This window comes from Pseudomonadota bacterium (assembly GCA_039028935.1).
Taxonomy (GTDB): Bacteria; Pseudomonadota; Gammaproteobacteria; order Steroidobacterales; family SZUA-146; genus SZUA-146.
Window position 1 is genome coordinate 1 of record JBCCHD010000027.1, and the last position, 16,582, is coordinate 16,582.

The following is a 16,582-nucleotide window of genomic DNA, read 5'->3' on the forward strand; positions in this document are numbered from 1 at the left end:
CCGGCGCGATACTCGTATCGACCAATGAAAACTCGTCGCTCAAGAAGTAGTTGTTGGCGGCGAACACATCGGAACTCGCCAGAATACTCTCCTTGAGGATTTTACGAGCGCGAGCATTTTTCTTGCGATCAGCCGCCGCCTCGATTTCTTCGACGAGGCTGTACCAGTCTTTTTCGATTCGATACAACGCCAAACGAAACTGGGCGCGAGTCACAGGGTCAACGGGCATGAGCGGTGGATGAGGAAATCGCTCATCGAGGTATTCGACGATTACACGAGAATCGTAAAGAACCAACTCGCGATCCACGAGCGTGGGAACACTGTGATAGGGGTTAAGGTCGAGCAAATCCTCGGGCAATCGAGGCCCATTAACATCAACGATTTCGACGTTGATGCTTTTCTCGGCCAGCACAATGCGCACACGATGACTGTGCGGACACGTGGGCTTTGAGAAAAGAGTCATGACGGACCGTCGGTTGGCGATAATAGCCATAAATGCTGTCTCCGCGAGCGTTTTGTTGTGATCGGGCTGCATCGTCGCGTGCAGCTTTTCCGTTTGCGAGGGATCCACACGCCGTATGGCGTGTTGCTGTCCGACGCGCAATCAGGCGATGATACCGAAAATACCGCGTCGACACACCGTCAATCGGTTACTCGGGATCAGTACGTCACCTCACCCGTATCGCGCTGGTCGCGCCATCTCGTCCCATCCGGCTTGGAAAACAAGGTGAGAACCACCCGGTCGGCACCGATCGCCGGCGCAACAGCTACTGCTGGCGGGCGGGGTTGAGGTGACCGAACGGACGTCCAGCGGTCCCCTAGTGAATGTCCTTCCAGTATTCGACCTTTAGCGCGTAAGTGAGCAGCCCCAAAAGAACGAGAAAACCCAACACCATGAAGCCAATCGACTGCCTTTTGAGCTTCATCGGCTCGGCGGTGTACTCCATAAACGCTGTGGTGTCGCGCACAAAACTGCTGAATTCTTGTGGCGTCATTGAACCTTCGGTGTGCTGTTCGAAACGATCAAACACCTTAACCTTCTTGGCGTTACCGCTGTCGTCCATCACTACGTTGCCATTGTCGTCGAGCATGTCCTCGTCACGATAAACGGCGACTTGTTGACCCTGCAGCGCCCACAGCACGTTGGGCATGGAGGACCCAGGAAGCACTTTATTGTTGGTACCAAATGTGCGGCTATCATCGAGATAAAAACTCTTCAGGTAGGTGTAAATCCAGTCGACGCCACGCGAACGAGCGGTGAGGGACAGATCAGGGGGCGCAGCATTGAAGTACCCTTCAGACTGCTCCTTGGTCATCGCGGTCAGAACGTTACTGTTGACCCTATCGACACCGAAAATCAGATTTTCGCGAAGTTGATCCTCGCTCATCCCTAAATCTTCAGCGATCCGGTTGTAGCGCACGTATTGCATGGAATGGCAGCCCACACAGTAGTTCATGAAATTTCGCGCGCCGCGCTGAAGCGATGCCGTGTTTTCCATTTCGGTATTCGCCGACTGCAGCGCCGCGGCGGGGCCAGCGGCGAGGGCCGGCGCCGCAAGGCCAATCAGACCCAGCAAAACAACGAGGCGGGTCACGTGATTAATGGCTTTCATACGTCACCCTCTCCGGCTCAGGTTGATGCTGCCCCATCTTCGACCACCACGGCATGGTAATGAGAAAGATGAAGTAGAAGGCGGTGAACACACGCGACAAAATCGTATACAGATCGGTCACCGGCTGTAGCCCCAGATACCCCAGCGCCAAAAAGCTAATGACGAACAACGTCAGCATGACTTTTGACACCATGCTGCGGTATCGCATCGATCGGGCCGGGCTTCGATCAAGCCATGGCAACAAAAACAGAAGCACAATCGCCAGGCCCATCGCGATCACACCGGCCAACTTCTCAGGCAGCGCCCGCAGAATGGCGTAGAACGGCGTGAAGTACCAAACTGGCGCGATGTGTTCCGGCGTTTTGAGCCGATCCGCCGGCTCAAAATTAGCGTGCTCGAGGAACAGACCACCCATTTCGGGCGCGAAAAACACCACAAGGAAGAAGATGAAAAGGAAGACGGTGAGCCCAAACAAGTCCTTAACCGTGTAATAAGGATGGAACGGAATTCCGTCTAACGGCACACCATCCTTATCTTTGAGCTTCTTGATCTCAATCCCGTCTGGGTTGTTGGAACCCACCTGGTGAAGCGCACCGAGGTGAAAGACCACCAGCATCAGTAGAACCAGCGGCAACGCGATCACATGAAACGCGAAGAATCGGTTTAGCGTGATGTCACTGATGAAGTAATCGCCCCGGATCCACTCAGCCAGGCCGTCGCCAACGACCGGTATCGCGCCAAATAGGGATACGATCACTTGTGCGCCCCAGTACGACATCTGGCCCCAGGGCAATAGATACCCCATGAACGCTTCTGCCATGAGGATCAGGTAGATAAACATCCCGATCACCCAGAGCAATTCGCGCGGCTTGCGGTAAGAGCCGTAGAGCAATGCGCGGAACATATGCAGGTAAACCACCACGAAAAACGCTGAGGCTCCCGTCGAATGCATGTACCGAATGAGCCAACCCCAGCTCACGTCACGCATGATGTACTCAACCGATGCAAACGCGCCCGCCGCTGACGGCTTGTAATTCATCGTGAGCATAATGCCGGTTACGATTTGAATCACCAGCACAACCAGTGCCAGTGATCCGAAGTAATACCAAATGTTGAAGTTCTTGGGCGCGTAGTACTCACTGACGTGCGCTTTCCAGAACCCCGAGAAACCGGTGCGGTCATCGACCCACTGACCGAAGCGCTCCAATCGACCTGCGCCCACTGTTGCTGTCTGCTTTGTCATGACGCCTGACCTCCGTCGTCGCCGATCAGCAACCAGCCGTCTTCGATGCTGCGATACGGCGGCACCTCCAGATTGGCTGCCGCCGGCATGGCCTTGAAGACACGCCCAGAAATATCAAATTCAGAACCGTGGCACGCACACAAAAAGCCCACTAACTCTTTGTCTGCTCCCGGTGATCCCACTTCGGGACGGTATTCGGGGGCACACCCCAGGTGCGTACATACGCCCAGCAGCACCAGCAGTTCAGGATCGCGCGATCGAGTCGCATTCTTCGCGTAGTTGGGCTGATCGGACTGATCAGAGTCCGGATCGAATAGGTCGCTGGTCACTTTCGGTAAGGTTTCCAGAGCCTGCTCACTGCGGCGCACGATGTACACCGGCTTACCGCGCCACTCAACCCGCAAAAGTCCGCCCATTTCGAGCTTAGTCACATCGACCTTAACCGGGGCACCGACCGCTTTGGCACGGGCACTGGGTTTGAAGGACAAAACAAACGGCGCCGCCAGCGCGGCCGCGCCGACACCCGCGGTCACGGATGTGGCCACCGTCAGCAGCCGCCGTCGGCCCAAATCTACTTCGCCATCACTCATTAATATGTTCCCCTGGGAGTCAGCCAGTGTTGTGATCACGCCCGCACAGGTGCCGTCCTCTTGCCTGAGTCGCCAATTGGCGGCGACCGCCACCGGTGCGTTACACGTTTTGTCCACGCCGCCTTCGCTGATGCCCAAGCCTCTGATATATCAGTTTAAATTGATTATCAGCCGGTTAAATTAAGGGATCGGCGTAGGCACTTGTCGGCGCCGTGTTGCGCTGCCCGTGTCTGCGTCTGGCCGCATTATACACACCGATTTGCTGCGATGCCTACACCCGCATAGTATCCGGCATTCACCCTCTAAATGACGTGAAAATCATGCGTGATTCGACCGCCACTCCCTCGCTGCTCATTTACTGGCTCAAAGCCGCCGTTGTCGGCCTTGCGGCCGCCTTTATCGTCGTGTGGTTCAACCGCGGCTTTGCCGAACCGCCGACCGATGGTTACGCCGATGCTGTCGCCGTCGCGGCACCCGCTGTCGTCTACCTTTATACCAGTCGGTCCCTGGCCGAGCGCGGTCAGCGACTTGGCGGAACCGACATCCCGGTACGGCGGGAAGTGCCGAACAATGTTGGCTCGGGCGTCGTCATTCGTCATGACGGTCTGATCGTGACCAATGAGCACCTGCTTCGCAATGCGGAAAACATATACGTCGTTCTGCGTGACGGCGCCGTGTTGCGCGCCACCATCATCGGTATCGACGCGGATACCGACCTGGCACTGCTGGATGTCGACGCCACCGATCTACCGACCATAAAGATGGGCCGCTCTGATACCTTGCGCATTGGACAGGTGGTGCTCGCGATTGGCAACGCCTTTGGCATCGGCCAAACGGTCACTCAGGGCATCGTGAGCGCGACCGATCGCGACGAACTCAATCTCAACCGCATCGAACAGTTTATCCAGACCGATGCGTCGATTAATCCCGGGAACTCGGGCGGCGCCTTGGTCGATACGGCCGGGCGCCTCATTGGCATAAACTCAGCCGTGATTAACCCCGCTGGCTCAGAAGGCATCAGCTTTGCCATTCCCGTCAATTTGGTACGCGGCGTCTCCAATCAACTGCTTGAGCACGGTCGTGTGATCCGTGGCTGGCTCGGACTACAAGCAGGACCCGTGCCGCCACACCTGGTGGACCGACTGGGCATTCTCTCCGGCGGCATTATCGTCACCGCGGTGCAACGCGGCTCACCTGCTGAACTGGCGGGCATCGGCCCCGGCGATGTGATTATTGCGGTGAATGATCAGCCTGTGCCTCGGGTCAAAGATGCCGTGAATCGCATTAGCAACATCCCGCCGGGCGGCGAAGTGTTGCTGCGAATCTTGCGGGGAGGCCAGACGATTGAAGCCCGCGTGCGTGTCATCGAGCAACCGGCGTTGAGCGGTGGTTAGGCAGAAGCCATAGCATGGCTCGCCAGCCCGTGAATGGGGATTAAGATCGGTGGTATCGCGGCGCCGGGACCGATGACCGGTCAGTCAGGCACACGTTTGATGCGCGCGCCCAGCTGATGCAGCTTTTCTTCGATGCATTCGTAGCCACGATCGATGTGATAAATCCTCGAGATTTCGGTTTGGCCATCGGCCACGAGACCGGCGAGGACGAGGCTGGCCGAAGCACGAAGGTCGGTCGCCATGACCGGCGCGGCAGTGAGCGCCTCAACGCCATCACTGATGGCCATATTGCCGTCGAGCGTGATCTGCGCGCCCATGCGCTGCATCTCCAGCACATGCATGAAACGGTTTTCAAATACGGTTTCAGTAATGACGCCACGCCCTTCCGCTACGGCATTTAGCGCCGCAAACTGCGCCTGCATATCGGTCGGAAAATCCGGATACGGGGCGGTAGAGATATCCACCGCTTGCGGACGACCGTCCATCGTCAGTTCAATCGTGTTGTCACCGATGTCCAACTGGGCGCCGGCTTCGCGCAACTTATCGAGTACCGCGCCCAGGTGACTTGGGTCAACATCCCGCAGTTTTACCCGCCCGCGCGTAATCGCACCAGCGACCAAATACGTACCCGCTTCAATGCGGTCAGGCAACACATCGTATTGACCACCACTGAGTCGCTCCACGCCGTTGATCACAATGCGACTGGTCCCCGCACCCTGCACGTCCGCGCCGAGGTTATTGAGAAAGTTGGCCAAATCCACCACTTCGGGCTCGCACGCGGCGTTATCAATAATGGTCTCGCCCTCTGCTAGCACCGCGGCCATCATGAGATTCTCGGTTCCGGTCACCGTCACCGTGTCGAGATTTAAATGGGCGCCTTGAAGTCGTTCGCAACGCGCATTGATGTACCCGTTTTCGACGCTAATGTCGGCCCCCATTTCGCGCAGGCCATCCACATGAATGTTGACCGGGCGCAAACCAATTGCACAGCCGCCCGGTAACGACACCACGGCCTCACCGAAACGGCCCAACAGAGGACCCAGCACCAGGATGGAGGCGCGCATGGTTTTGACCAATTCATACGGCGCGTAAAACTGGCTGATCGTGGACGTATCGACCTCGATATTCAGTTTCTCATCGACCGTTACCGACACCCCCATTTGACCGAGTAGTTCGACCGTGGTCGTAATGTCATCGAGATGGGGCACATTGCCGACGGTGACCGGACCTTCGGCCAGCAGCGTGGCGGCGAGTATCGGCAAAGTGGCGTTTTTGGCGCCACTGATGCGAATGTCGCCATCGAGGCGCGTGCCTCCTTCAATATGGAGTCTGTCCACAAGTTACCCCTGCAAGGTGGTTGGATGACGGTGACAACCAGTAGCCACCTGCCAAGCCGCAAAACGACCGATTATTCAGAGCGCCTGCCATTCCGCGGGCGTGTAGGTTTGCAGCGCCAGCGCATGAATTTCTCGCCCCATGAGCTCACCGAGCGTGGCGTATACCTGCTGGTGACGCTTGAGACTGCGCAAACCGTCAAACCCCGCATCGATAACCTGCGCCTCAAAATGCGTGTTGTCATCAGATTTTACAATGACCTGGGCGTCGGGCATTCCCGCCTCAATTAATGCACTTACTTGTTCGGGTGTCATGGTGTCTCCAGTCTGTCGGCCGGTCGCCCGGCCCATTTGCGCAGCCAGTGTAGCGAAATGTGGCTGAAAACCAAGCTTTTCATGTCCGTATCGCGTGGTCCACACCTCGGCGGCTGTGTTATCGTCTGGCTCCCCAAAAGTCTGAACAACGATAAATTTATGCCGCTACTGATCACCGCCTTGTTGGCTGGTTTCGCCTTGTTAATCTGGGGTGCCGACCGGTTTGTGATTGGCTCAGCCGCCACCGCCCACCGACTGGGCGTATCATCCTTGCTCATCGGACTAACGGTGGTGGGGTTTGGCACCTCAGCACCAGAGATCATCGTCTCGATCAGCGCGGCGGCGAGGGGCGCGCCGCAGCTGGCGGTTGGCAACGCGCTGGGCTCCAATATTGCCAACATCGGCCTAATCTTAGGCGTAACGGCTCTGATCACCCCTCTGGTCGTTCGCTCACAAACGCTGCGGCGTGAGTTACCGATGCTGCTGGCGATCACACTACTGGCGCTGCTGCCGTTTCTCGATTCCTATCTCAGTCGTCTTGAGGGTGTTGGTCTATTCGGCGGCTTGGTGCTCATGCTCTATTGGCTCGTACGATTGGAAACAACCAGTAGTAGTGCCGACGAGCTGTCCGCTGAGGCTGACGCAGAAATTCGCCACGACCTCTCGTTGATGCAGGCCGTCGGCATATTGATGCTCGGACTGCTGGTCTTACTCACGGGCTCTCAGCTTCTGGTCTGGGGCGCCACGGGCCTGGCCAAAACGCTGGGCATTTCAGATTTGGTCATCGGTCTGACGGTAGTGGCGATTGGCACCAGTCTGCCGGAGCTCGCTGCCTCAATAGCCGCCGTGTTCAAACAGGAACACGACCTGGCCATCGGCAATGTGATTGGCTCCAACATGTACAACTTATTGGCGGTCATGGGCCTGGCCGGTCTCGTCCGCCCGACGGAACTTAGCAATCATGTGTTGGAGCGGGATTTTCCCGTCATGATAGGGTTGACCGTACTGCTGTTTGCCATGTCTTACGGCTGGCGTCAGGGCGGACAACGCATTAACCGAGCCGAAGGCGCCGCACTGCTGCTGATTTTTGTGGTCTATCAGGTTTATATCGTTTACGGAGAACTGACGTGAGCGCCCACGCCGACAACACCGCCCGCCTGGGCAGCCTCGACGACGTGCGATCGATCGCCGCGAAAGTGCTCGACATCGAGGCAAAAGCCATTAATGGTTTGCTGGCGCGTCTAGACGACGCGTTTTATCAGGCGGCTGCCTTGTGTATGAACTGCACGGGTCGTCTCGTTGTGACGGGCATGGGCAAGTCCGGACACATTGCCAATAAGATCGCCGCGACATTGGCGTCCACCGGTTCACCGTCTTTTTTTGTGCATCCCGGTGAAGCCTCGCATGGTGACATGGGCATGATCACCAACGACGACGCCGTCTTGGCGGTGTCCAATTCCGGTGAAACCGCGGAGATTCTGATGTTGTTGCCAACGATCAAGCGTCTCGGCGTGCCGCTGATTGCGATGACCGGCAAGCCGAATTCAACGCTGGCGCGCGCGGCCAGCGCCCACATCGACGTCGGCGTGGCCGAAGAAGCCTGCCCACTCAATCTCGCACCGACCGCCAGCACCACAGCCACGCTGGCTATGGGTGACGCGCTGGCAGTCGTGCTGCTCGAAAGCCGTGGTTTCACTTCTGAGGATTTTGCCCTGTCGCATCCGGGCGGCGCACTCGGTCGAAAGCTACTCATGCGGGTTGCAGATGTCATGCGCATCGGCGACGAAATTTCGGCCGTACAACCCGACGTCAATCTTGGCGAAGCGCTGCTGGACATGTCCAAGAAAGGACTCGGCATGACCATTGTGACGGATCATGACTCGACGATGCTCGGTGTCTTCACGGACGGCGATTTGCGCCGCGTCATTGACGCGCGCACAGACATTCATAGCGTCGCAATCAGCGAGGTTATGATTCGCGAATGCAAATCTGCCCATCCCTCTATGATGGCGGCTGAGGCGGTACACGTCATGGAAACGTATCGCATCACGGCTCTACCGGTCGTCGATGAAGCGAACAAAGTGATCGGTGCACTCAACATCCATGATCTGTTCCGCGCGGGCGTTGTCTAGTGGCACCCCCCCATAACGCACTGGCCAATATCGAACTCCTGGTCTTGGATGTCGACGGCGTACTGACCGACGGTCAGCTGCTGTATGGCGCGGAGGGTGAAATTGGCAAATCGTTTAACGTGAAAGATGGCTATGGTCTACGCCGCCTATTGACCGCAGGCGTGCACATCGCCGCGATCGGTGGGCGTCGCTCAGACGGCGCACTGATGCGCTTAAGTGAACTCGGCATTGAGCACATTCACCTGGGCTGTCGGGACAAAGTAGCGGTTCTGACCCAGCTCCAGCAGGCGCTGAAGCTCAACCCCGACCAAACCGCCGTGATGGGTGATGACCTACCCGATCTTGCCATGATGGCACTCGGCGCGATTCGTATCGCGCCCGCCGACGCCGTGGCGGCGCTGCGTGACCAGACCGACTGGGTGACCAGTCTCCCCGGCGGTCGCGGCGCCGTGCGTGAGGTCTGCGACGCGCTGCTGGCGGCCAGGGAGGGTCGATGACCACTCGCCGAATTGCGCTGTTCATCCTCATCGCACTCGCCATCGCCAGCGGCTGGTTGCTCAAACCTACGTCCAATGAAACGTTGCAGACGCAACAGCGCGAACTCAGCGACGGCTACTATCTACTCGATGCCACCATCAGTGATACCGATGAAAACGGCCAATTGGTCTACTCGCTGCAAGCCGATCGAATCGATCATGTGCCCGATGACGGCAGCGTCATTCTCAACGGACTCAACGTGCTGTACACCAGCGATGCCAGCAGCACATGGACCATCGCCGCCGAGCGCGGCACAATGAGTGCGGCTCGCGAATCGCTCGACCTCAATGGTGGCGTCACCATCCGCTCTGATCCTGAACAGAATACGGCGGTCAGCACCGAGCAGCTGACGCTTGATATGATCAATAACGAGGCGCGCACCGATCGTCAGGTCACCGTCGATCTTCGCGGTGGTCGACTTGTTGCACAAGGCATGCGCGCCGACTTAAAAAGTAAACAGATCGATCTGCTCTCAAACGTGCGCGGATCCTTTGAGGCCACACCATGATGCACATAAGACTGGTAATGCTGCTGATTGCGCTTTTCACCTGCGCTGGCGCGCAGGCTCAGTTTGCCAACTCCTCGTTACCGATTGAGATGGAAGCCGACTCCACCGGTGCGGATGCAAATACCGGTAAGGTCACGTTCACGAACATCGCCATCCGACAAGGCCCGCTCTCCATACGCGCAGATCGCGCGGAGTCCTCTGCATTGGGTTTTGACAACAGCACATGGACGTTTCGCGGCAACGTGACACTCGACGCACCGCAGTCCAATCTCAGTGCCAGCCAAATGACCTTGCGCTTTCGCGAGAAACGGCTGGAGAGCGCCGAGTTCGCGGGCAGCCCGCTGCGTTACGCCGACAAACTCGATAGCGATACACGCGTGACGGCTCGTCGCGCGGACGTCCGCTTTACGCGCAATGCAGTTGCCTCGGTTGAACTCAGCGGCGCGCCGATCGAGCTGAGTCGCGCCGCCGACGAGGACGGTCAGCGCACCGAGGGCAAAGCCGATGCCATTTCCTACGATGCGTCGACCAGCGATTTGCGCTTGACGGGCAACGCAGAACTTGGCGAGGGCGCCAACCGCATCACCGGAAATCAGATCACCTACAACCTGATCTCGCGGCAAGTCACCGCGGCGGCCGATGAACAAGGGGACCGCAAGGTTCACATCACGATCAATCCTTCGACGGGTGACACGACTATCACGTCCGACCAGGACGATTCGGGCACCGAATGACAAAATTGCAGGCCACGGATCTTAAGAAGCGCTATCGCTCACGTACTGTCGTGCGCGGCATTTCGATGGAAGTGAATGAAGGTGAAGTGGTGGGCCTTCTCGGCCCTAATGGCGCGGGCAAAACCACCGCGTTTTACATGATCGTCGGTTTAGTACCGGCCGATGACGGAAAAATTGTGCTCGATGGAAAAGACCTCACGCGCGCGCCGATGCACAAGCGCGCCCGACTGGGCATTGGCTACCTCCCTCAGGAAGCGTCAATTTTCCGCAAGCTCAGCGTTGAGCAGAATATTTTCTCAATCCTTGAAACACGTCGCGGTTTAAGCCGTGCCGATCGCGAGAGAATACTCGAAGAGCTACTTGAGGAACTTAACATAGTCGGTATTCGCGGCAATATCGGTATGAGTTTGTCTGGCGGTGAACGGCGGCGAGTAGAAATTGCCCGAGCCTTGGCGGCCGAACCGCGATTTATTTTGCTCGACGAGCCGTTTGCCGGGGTTGACCCGATTTCCGTGCTGGATATTCAGCGCATAATTAGGCAATTGACCGATCGCGGCATCGGCGTCTTGATCACGGATCACAGCGTAAGGGAAACACTGGGAATTTGCTCAAGGGCGTACATATTAAGCGACGGGAAAGTGATCGCGCAGGGCTCGCCAAACGATGTGTTGGCCAATCAGCAAGTACGCGAAGTGTACTTGGGAGAGGATTTTCGATTATAAATACAGAGGTTCAATCGAACGTGTACGGACAGGGACACGGTTGCCGTCACCGGGCCGCACTCCCCGCTCGTCAAACCTCGATTGTCATTCGGAGCGCGCGACACGGCGTGCTAGGCAGCGTCTCGGTTGAGCGCATAGCGATCAGCCACAACAAATCATGAAACCAACGCTTCAATTAAAAATCGGTCAGTCCTTGACCATGACACCGCAGCTTCAGCAGGCTATCCGACTGCTGCAACTGCCGGTGATGGAGCTCCAAACCCAAATACAAGAAGCGCTAGAGAGCAATGTCATGCTCGAAGCGGTTGAAGAAGAGCAAACCGTAGAGGTCAAGGCGCTCGAGGCGCCGGACAAACCCGCTGAGCCAGAGAACGATGGCGACACACAGGTTGCGGAGGCCACATACGAAGAAACCTGGGACAAGCAAATTACCGCGGCCGAGCCCAACTACAACAGCGCGGGCGGCGAGCCACCCATACAACAAGACTTTGTTGACCACTCGGGTCAAACCCTGCAAGAGCATTTATTGTGGCAGCTGGAGCTCGAAAAGTTTGATGCGTTTGAAGCCGCCATTGGGCGCGCCATCATCGACGCCATCAATGAAGACGGGTATCTCATCGACGACTTGAACACCATCATTGACACACTGGCGGTTGCACGCGATGGCGGAGCTGTACACGCGACCGAAGCCGATCTTGAGCGGGTGCTGAAAAAAATTCAGCGACTTGATCCCGCCGGCGTTGCCGCACGCAGTCTCGCCGAATGTCTCGACTTACAGCTGCAACAACTCAGCGACGACACGGACGAACGCGAACTCGCCCGCGAACTGGTGGCCAACCATTTGGAACTGCTCGCCGAGCGCCAGTTCGCCGCGTTGCGCCGTCGCCTCAAGGTGGACGAAGAGTCGCTGGAAATTGCTGCCGCACTCGTGCGCAGCCTGCACCCGCGCCCCGGCTCCACGGTGAACACCGTACCGCCCGCGTATATCGTGCCGGATGTCCATGTTAAGAAACAGGACGGTCGTTGGATCATCGAACTCAATTCAGGCACCACGCCCTCACTGCGCGTGAATCAAATCTACGCCAGCCAACTCGCCCGTGGCGCCGAACACAGTACATTGCGTAGTCAGCTGCAAGAAGCACGCTGGCTGGTGCGCAGTCTTGAAATTCGCAATGAGACGTTGTTTCGTGTCGCCAGCTGCATTGTCGCAAGGCAACAAGGTTTTCTAGAGGATGGGGACGAGGCAATGTCGCCCATGATTCTACGCGACGTCGCAGAAGAACTCGACATGCACGAATCGACTATTTCGCGCGTAACGACCAATAAATACATGCGCACACCCCGCGGAATCTTTGAGTTTCGCTACTTTTTCTCGAGCCATATTGGCACCGCCGACGGGAATGAACTATCGTCAGTAGCCATACGGGCAAAAATTCGCAAGCTAATCAATGAAGAGGAGGCCAAGAAACCGCTGAGCGACAGCAAGATTGCCAAGACCCTTCAGGACGCCGGCATCAACGTCGCCAGACGGACAATCGCAAAGTATAGGGAATCAATGAACATACCAGCGTCTAGCGAACGCAAGAAACTTGCTTTGCTGCGCTGAGGCAAATAGGAGTCATCAATGCAAATTACAGTAACTGGTCACCACGTAGACGTTACCGCTGCCCTTCGATCGAGTGTCGAGGATAAAATGGAGCGCCTTGAACGACATTTTGATATGGTCACCGACGCGCACGTTATTCTGACGGTAGAAAAATTGCGCCACAAGGCCGAAGCCAAAGTGCAGTATCGGGGTGGAACGATCTACGCAGATTCGGTTGAACAGGATATGTATGCTGCCATCGATAGTCTGGTCGACAAACTCGATCGACGAGTGAAAAAATCCAAAGAAAAAATCACCAATCACCATGCAAGGGAAGCAAGAAAATCCAATTACTCATGACGAGCCCGAGGGCACGTCAGACTCTCACTTGGCCAGCGTTACGACGCTGGCCAATCTGATTTCACCAGAGCGAGTTTTGTGCAATGTCACGGCGCGCTCGAAAAAACACTGCCTCGAAATCATTGCCCGCCTACTGACCAACGATCAGGACAGCCTGACGGAGTCCGAGGTCTTCGACACCATCTATCAACGCGAGAAGCTGGGTAGCACCGGCCTTGGAGAGGGATTCGCGTTGCCGCATGGGCGTGTTGAAGACCTCGAAGAAAGTGTCGGCGCCTTTCTTATGCTCACCGAACCTGTCGACTTTGACCTCGAAGGCGGCGAAGGTGTCGATATGATATTTGCCCTGGCGGTACCGACCGACAGCGCCGAGGAACATCTTAAAGATCTGTCGTCAATTGCACAGTTGCTGGCCAATACGGACGTGCGCGGCAAAGTCAGTCACTTGGTGAGCAGCATTGATATTCACGATGCGCTGATCGAACTATCGGCCAACACTTAATATGTCGCAGCTTATTTTCGTCAGTGGATTATCAGGTTCGGGAAAAACCGTCGCTCTCCATATGCTTGAAGACCTCGGCTTCTATTGCATCGACAACATTCCGGCCGGCCTTCTTCAAACCTTCGTCAAGCACACGATCGATGCTGATGACCCCGTGTTCGCCAAAACAGCTGTCGGCATTGACGCTCGCAATCGCGCCGCGGACATCGCCCGCGTGCCCGACCTATTCGCCAGACTGCGCGAACTCAATATCGAACACAAAGTGATTTTTCTACACGCCGGTGAAAGTGAATTACTGACTCGCTACAGTGAAACACGACGCAAACACCCGCTTAGTCGCGGGGGTATTGGTCTTCGCGAGGCGTTGATCACCGAGCGAGAGCTCCTCGACCCAATCAGTCGTGAGGCCCATCACATTATCGACACAAGCGGCCTGAGCGTGCACGACTTGCGAGAAATCGTACGCTCTCGTGTTGCGCTGGAAGCCTCATCAAAACTCACGTTGCAAATCGGTTCGTTCGGCTTTAAAAACGGCGTACCCTCCGATGCCGATTTTGTTTTTGATGTTCGCTTCTTACCCAATCCGTACTGGGATAAAAAACTACGCGCCTACAATGGCCGCGACAAACCGGTGATCGACTACCTAAAATCCCAAGACAAAGTCGCCGCGCGAGTTAACGACATCATCGACCTTCTCGAAAAGTGGCTGCCCGACTTTGAAGCCAACAACCGCAGCTATCTGACGATTGCCATCGGGTGCACCGGCGGTCAGCACCGGTCGGTTTATGTGGCCGATCAACTCACCGAGCATTTTTCCAAAACCTATCAGCGGGTAAGCTGCCGGCATTCGGCCCTGAGTACCTAGCCGTATCCAACCCTCATCGGCAGGCCCCCACGCAACTCGGCGCGCACGCGGCAGACCGTTTATACTGTCAAGCGCGTTCAAGAAAGAGGCGAATTCGCCATGAAGGAACTCATTGTCAGAGTGTGTAACGATCGCGGTCTCCACGCGAGACCGTCTGCGCAGTTTTCGTCGGTGGCCAAGAAGTTTGACTGCCGCGTAACGGTCACCGCATCCGATCGTAGCGCTGACGGAAAAAGTATCATGGGCCTTCTCACACTCGCCGCTACTCAAAATAGCCGGCTGGTCATCTGCCTGGTGGGCCCGCAAGCCGCCGAAGCCGCTGAGGCGTTGCTCGAGCAATGTAGCGATACGATTTGTCTTGACGCGAAGAGCGACTCATGACGCTGCTGATGAATGGCACGGGCGTCAGTCGCGGCATCGCCATCGGCCCGGTTAGGCTTCTGCATGAAATACAGCCTCAGGCGCGCCGCAAGAAGATCCTCGCCAGTCAAAAGCGCGCCGAACTGAATCGGTTTCGCAAAGCGCTGAGCCGTTCTGAGGAGGAACTCAGCACGGCCAAAGAGCAGCTGCCAACGAGCGGTAGTGGCACAGTCATCAGTATTCTCGATAGCAATATCGCCATGCTTCACGATCCGGCCCTCGTTGAACCCATCGAAAATTACATTTCGGAACATCTTTATTCGTGTGAGTGGGCGCTCGCCGTGCAACGCGATGAGTTGTTTCAGATGTTCGATGCGATCACTGATCCGTACTTGCGCCAGCGATCGCTCGACGTTGAAGAAACCATCGCACGGCTTCTAAAACACCTTAAACGGCGGCCCGCCAAACAAAAGAAGACCACACAGTCGCCCCAAAAATTTGTGCTCGTGAGTAAAAACCTGGCTCCTTCCGATCTTATTCAGCAGCAACATGCGGGCCTGATTGGCGCGGTAACCCAAGGCGGCAGCCAGTTGTCGCACACAACGATCATCGCCAAGAGCCTCAATATTCCGTTAATCGTTCACGCCCGACACGCTATGACGTTGCTCGATGAAAGCGACAAACTGATTATTGACGGCGCCCAGGGCACCGTGATCGTCAACGCCGACGCCGCCACCACCCGCAGCTTTAAGTCTCAGCAGTCATCCGCACGGAAAGCGCGCAAGCAGCTCGATTCGCTGAAGGCCCGCGCAACACGCACGCGAGACAAGCAGCAAGCGCATGTGCTGGCCAACTGCAGTGAACCGGCCGACATATCCAAAGCAAAGCGCCTGGGCACCGAGGGCGTCGGTTTGTACCGAACCGAGTCGCTGTATCTTAATCGCGATGAGTTGCCCGACGAGACCGAGCACTTCAAGCTATACAGAAAACTCATCACCAAGCTCAAGGGCGATCCGCTCGTCGTCCGCACGATGGACGTGTGGTCCAGTCGCCGCGCACCGGGGCTCGAACAGCACGTACCCATGTCCCGTCAACCCGCGCTCGGACTGCGCGCCATTCGCTTATGTCTGCGGCATCCAGAACTCTTCTTACCTCAGCTCCGTGCACTGCTTCGTGCCGCCCATTACGGGCCGTTATCGATGCTTGTGCCCATGGTTGCCAATGTGCAGGAAGTGCGCGATTTGCTGCAGATGGTCGATGTGACCAAGGCACACCTACAGCGCCAGCGCTTCGCGTATAACCCCAACATGCCGATTGGTGTGATGGTGGAGGTGCCGTCCGCAGCCATCTCGGCTCGGTTGATTGCGCCCCTGGTTGATTTCATGGCGATTGGCAGCAACGACCTGACGCAGTACACATTGGCTATGGACCGAGATGATGAAAACGTTCAGCCGCTGCTCGATCCGCTTAACCCAGCGATTCTTCACCTTATTCGCGAAACCGTAAAGGCGTGCGATCAACACGACGTACCCGTATCGCTGTGCGGCGAGATGGCAGGCGATCCGCTTTATACACGCTTACTGCTCGGACTGGGTTTGCGTCAATTTAGCATGCACCCGTCGAGCGCTTTGGAGGTGAAACGACAAATCATTTCCACCGACGTCGGCAAGATCGAGAAAATTGCGCGGGCCATGATCCGCGCTAACTCACCCTTACGATCGCAACGCTTGCTCGAACGCATCAACTCAGTGTAATCCCGCAAAGGCGACTTTGTTGGACATAGGGGCT

At 56.7% G+C, this 16,582-nt stretch carries 19 protein-coding genes; 13 read left to right on the top strand and 6 right to left on the bottom strand.

All coding sequences use genetic code 11. The features are described from left to right. The 4 genes from AAF465_12385 to petA all read right to left on the bottom strand — a co-directional run. Window positions 1–493 (bottom strand): glutathione S-transferase N-terminal domain-containing protein (locus AAF465_12385; GenBank protein ID MEM7083521.1); only part of this gene is annotated, 493 nt, incomplete at its 3' end. A gap of 325 nt (window positions 494–818) precedes the next feature. After that, on the bottom strand, window positions 819–1,613 hold the full coding sequence (locus tag AAF465_12390) for a cytochrome c1 (GenBank protein ID MEM7083522.1): 795 nt from the start codon (window positions 1,611–1,613) through the stop codon (window positions 819–821). After that, the gene (locus tag AAF465_12395; protein ID MEM7083523.1) at window positions 1,600–2,820 is read right to left on the bottom strand and encodes a cytochrome bc complex cytochrome b subunit; all 1,221 of its coding nucleotides are present in this window, start codon (window positions 2,818–2,820) and stop codon (window positions 1,600–1,602) included. The genes AAF465_12390 and AAF465_12395 overlap by 14 nt, the downstream gene beginning before the upstream one ends. A 32-nt stretch (window positions 2,821–2,852) precedes the next feature. Beyond that, window positions 2,853–3,563, bottom strand: coding sequence for a ubiquinol-cytochrome c reductase iron-sulfur subunit (gene petA / locus AAF465_12400; protein ID MEM7083524.1), 711 nt, complete (start codon window positions 3,561–3,563; stop codon window positions 2,853–2,855). Between the two features lie 203 nt (window positions 3,564–3,766). On the opposite strand from petA, the gene AAF465_12405 reads away from it, so the two are divergent. Continuing rightward, window positions 3,767–4,840 (top strand): trypsin-like peptidase domain-containing protein, encoded by a 1,074-nt coding sequence (locus AAF465_12405; protein ID MEM7083525.1) that lies wholly within the window; start codon window positions 3,767–3,769, stop codon window positions 4,838–4,840. An 80-nt stretch (window positions 4,841–4,920) separates the two neighbouring features. Here the strand turns inward: AAF465_12405 and murA are convergent, their stop codons facing one another. Together murA and AAF465_12415 are read right to left on the bottom strand one after the other, a co-directional pair. Further along, window positions 4,921–6,177 (bottom strand): UDP-N-acetylglucosamine 1-carboxyvinyltransferase, encoded by a 1,257-nt coding sequence (murA, locus tag AAF465_12410; protein ID MEM7083526.1) that lies wholly within the window; start codon window positions 6,175–6,177, stop codon window positions 4,921–4,923. A 75-nt stretch (window positions 6,178–6,252) separates the two neighbouring features. Further along, window positions 6,253–6,489, bottom strand: coding sequence for a BolA/IbaG family iron-sulfur metabolism protein (locus tag AAF465_12415; protein MEM7083527.1), 237 nt, complete (start codon window positions 6,487–6,489; stop codon window positions 6,253–6,255). 159 nt (window positions 6,490–6,648) lie between these two features. Between AAF465_12415 and AAF465_12420 the strand changes: the two genes are divergently transcribed. From AAF465_12420 to ptsP, 12 genes are all read left to right on the top strand, one after another. Beyond that, window positions 6,649–7,620, top strand: a complete 972-nt coding sequence (locus AAF465_12420; protein ID MEM7083528.1) for a calcium/sodium antiporter — start codon at window positions 6,649–6,651, stop codon at window positions 7,618–7,620. Continuing rightward, window positions 7,617–8,621, top strand: coding sequence for a KpsF/GutQ family sugar-phosphate isomerase (locus AAF465_12425; protein MEM7083529.1), 1,005 nt, complete (start codon window positions 7,617–7,619; stop codon window positions 8,619–8,621). The genes AAF465_12420 and AAF465_12425 overlap by 4 nt, the downstream gene beginning before the upstream one ends. Beyond that, window positions 8,621–9,118 carry an HAD hydrolase family protein gene (locus AAF465_12430; GenBank protein MEM7083530.1) on the top strand — a complete coding sequence of 166 codons (498 nt, stop codon included), beginning with the start codon at window positions 8,621–8,623 and terminating at the stop codon, window positions 9,116–9,118. Before AAF465_12425 ends, AAF465_12430 begins: the two co-directional genes overlap by 1 nt. After that, window positions 9,115–9,666, top strand: a complete 552-nt coding sequence (gene lptC / locus AAF465_12435) for an LPS export ABC transporter periplasmic protein LptC (GenBank protein MEM7083531.1) — start codon at window positions 9,115–9,117, stop codon at window positions 9,664–9,666. The genes AAF465_12430 and lptC overlap by 4 nt, the downstream gene beginning before the upstream one ends. Further along, window positions 9,663–10,400, top strand: a complete 738-nt coding sequence (locus AAF465_12440) for an LptA/OstA family protein (GenBank protein ID MEM7083532.1) — start codon at window positions 9,663–9,665, stop codon at window positions 10,398–10,400. Before lptC ends, AAF465_12440 begins: the two co-directional genes overlap by 4 nt. Beyond that, window positions 10,397–11,122, top strand: a complete 726-nt coding sequence (gene lptB, locus AAF465_12445; protein MEM7083533.1) for an LPS export ABC transporter ATP-binding protein — start codon at window positions 10,397–10,399, stop codon at window positions 11,120–11,122. The genes AAF465_12440 and lptB overlap by 4 nt, the downstream gene beginning before the upstream one ends. 157 nt (window positions 11,123–11,279) lie before the next feature. After that, on the top strand, window positions 11,280–12,728 hold the full coding sequence (locus AAF465_12450; GenBank protein ID MEM7083534.1) for an RNA polymerase factor sigma-54: 1,449 nt from the start codon (window positions 11,280–11,282) through the stop codon (window positions 12,726–12,728). Window positions 12,729–12,746: 18 nt separating this feature from the next. Further along, the gene (raiA, locus tag AAF465_12455) at window positions 12,747–13,067 is read left to right on the top strand and encodes a ribosome-associated translation inhibitor RaiA (GenBank protein ID MEM7083535.1); all 321 of its coding nucleotides are present in this window, start codon (window positions 12,747–12,749) and stop codon (window positions 13,065–13,067) included. A 28-nt stretch (window positions 13,068–13,095) separates the two neighbouring features. Beyond that, complete coding sequence (locus AAF465_12460) at window positions 13,096–13,569, top strand: PTS sugar transporter subunit IIA (protein ID MEM7083536.1); 474 nt, start codon at window positions 13,096–13,098, stop codon at window positions 13,567–13,569. Window position 13,570: 1 nt separating this feature from the next. Continuing rightward, window positions 13,571–14,434: an RNase adapter RapZ gene (gene rapZ / locus AAF465_12465; GenBank protein ID MEM7083537.1), complete on the top strand. Its 864-nt coding sequence runs from the start codon at window positions 13,571–13,573 to the stop codon at window positions 14,432–14,434. Window positions 14,435–14,533: 99 nt separating this feature from the next. After that, on the top strand, window positions 14,534–14,815 hold the full coding sequence (locus AAF465_12470) for an HPr family phosphocarrier protein (protein ID MEM7083538.1): 282 nt from the start codon (window positions 14,534–14,536) through the stop codon (window positions 14,813–14,815). After that, window positions 14,812–16,548: a phosphoenolpyruvate--protein phosphotransferase gene (gene ptsP / locus AAF465_12475; protein MEM7083539.1), complete on the top strand. Its 1,737-nt coding sequence runs from the start codon at window positions 14,812–14,814 to the stop codon at window positions 16,546–16,548. Before AAF465_12470 ends, ptsP begins: the two co-directional genes overlap by 4 nt. Window positions 16,549–16,582 lie beyond the last annotated feature (34 nt).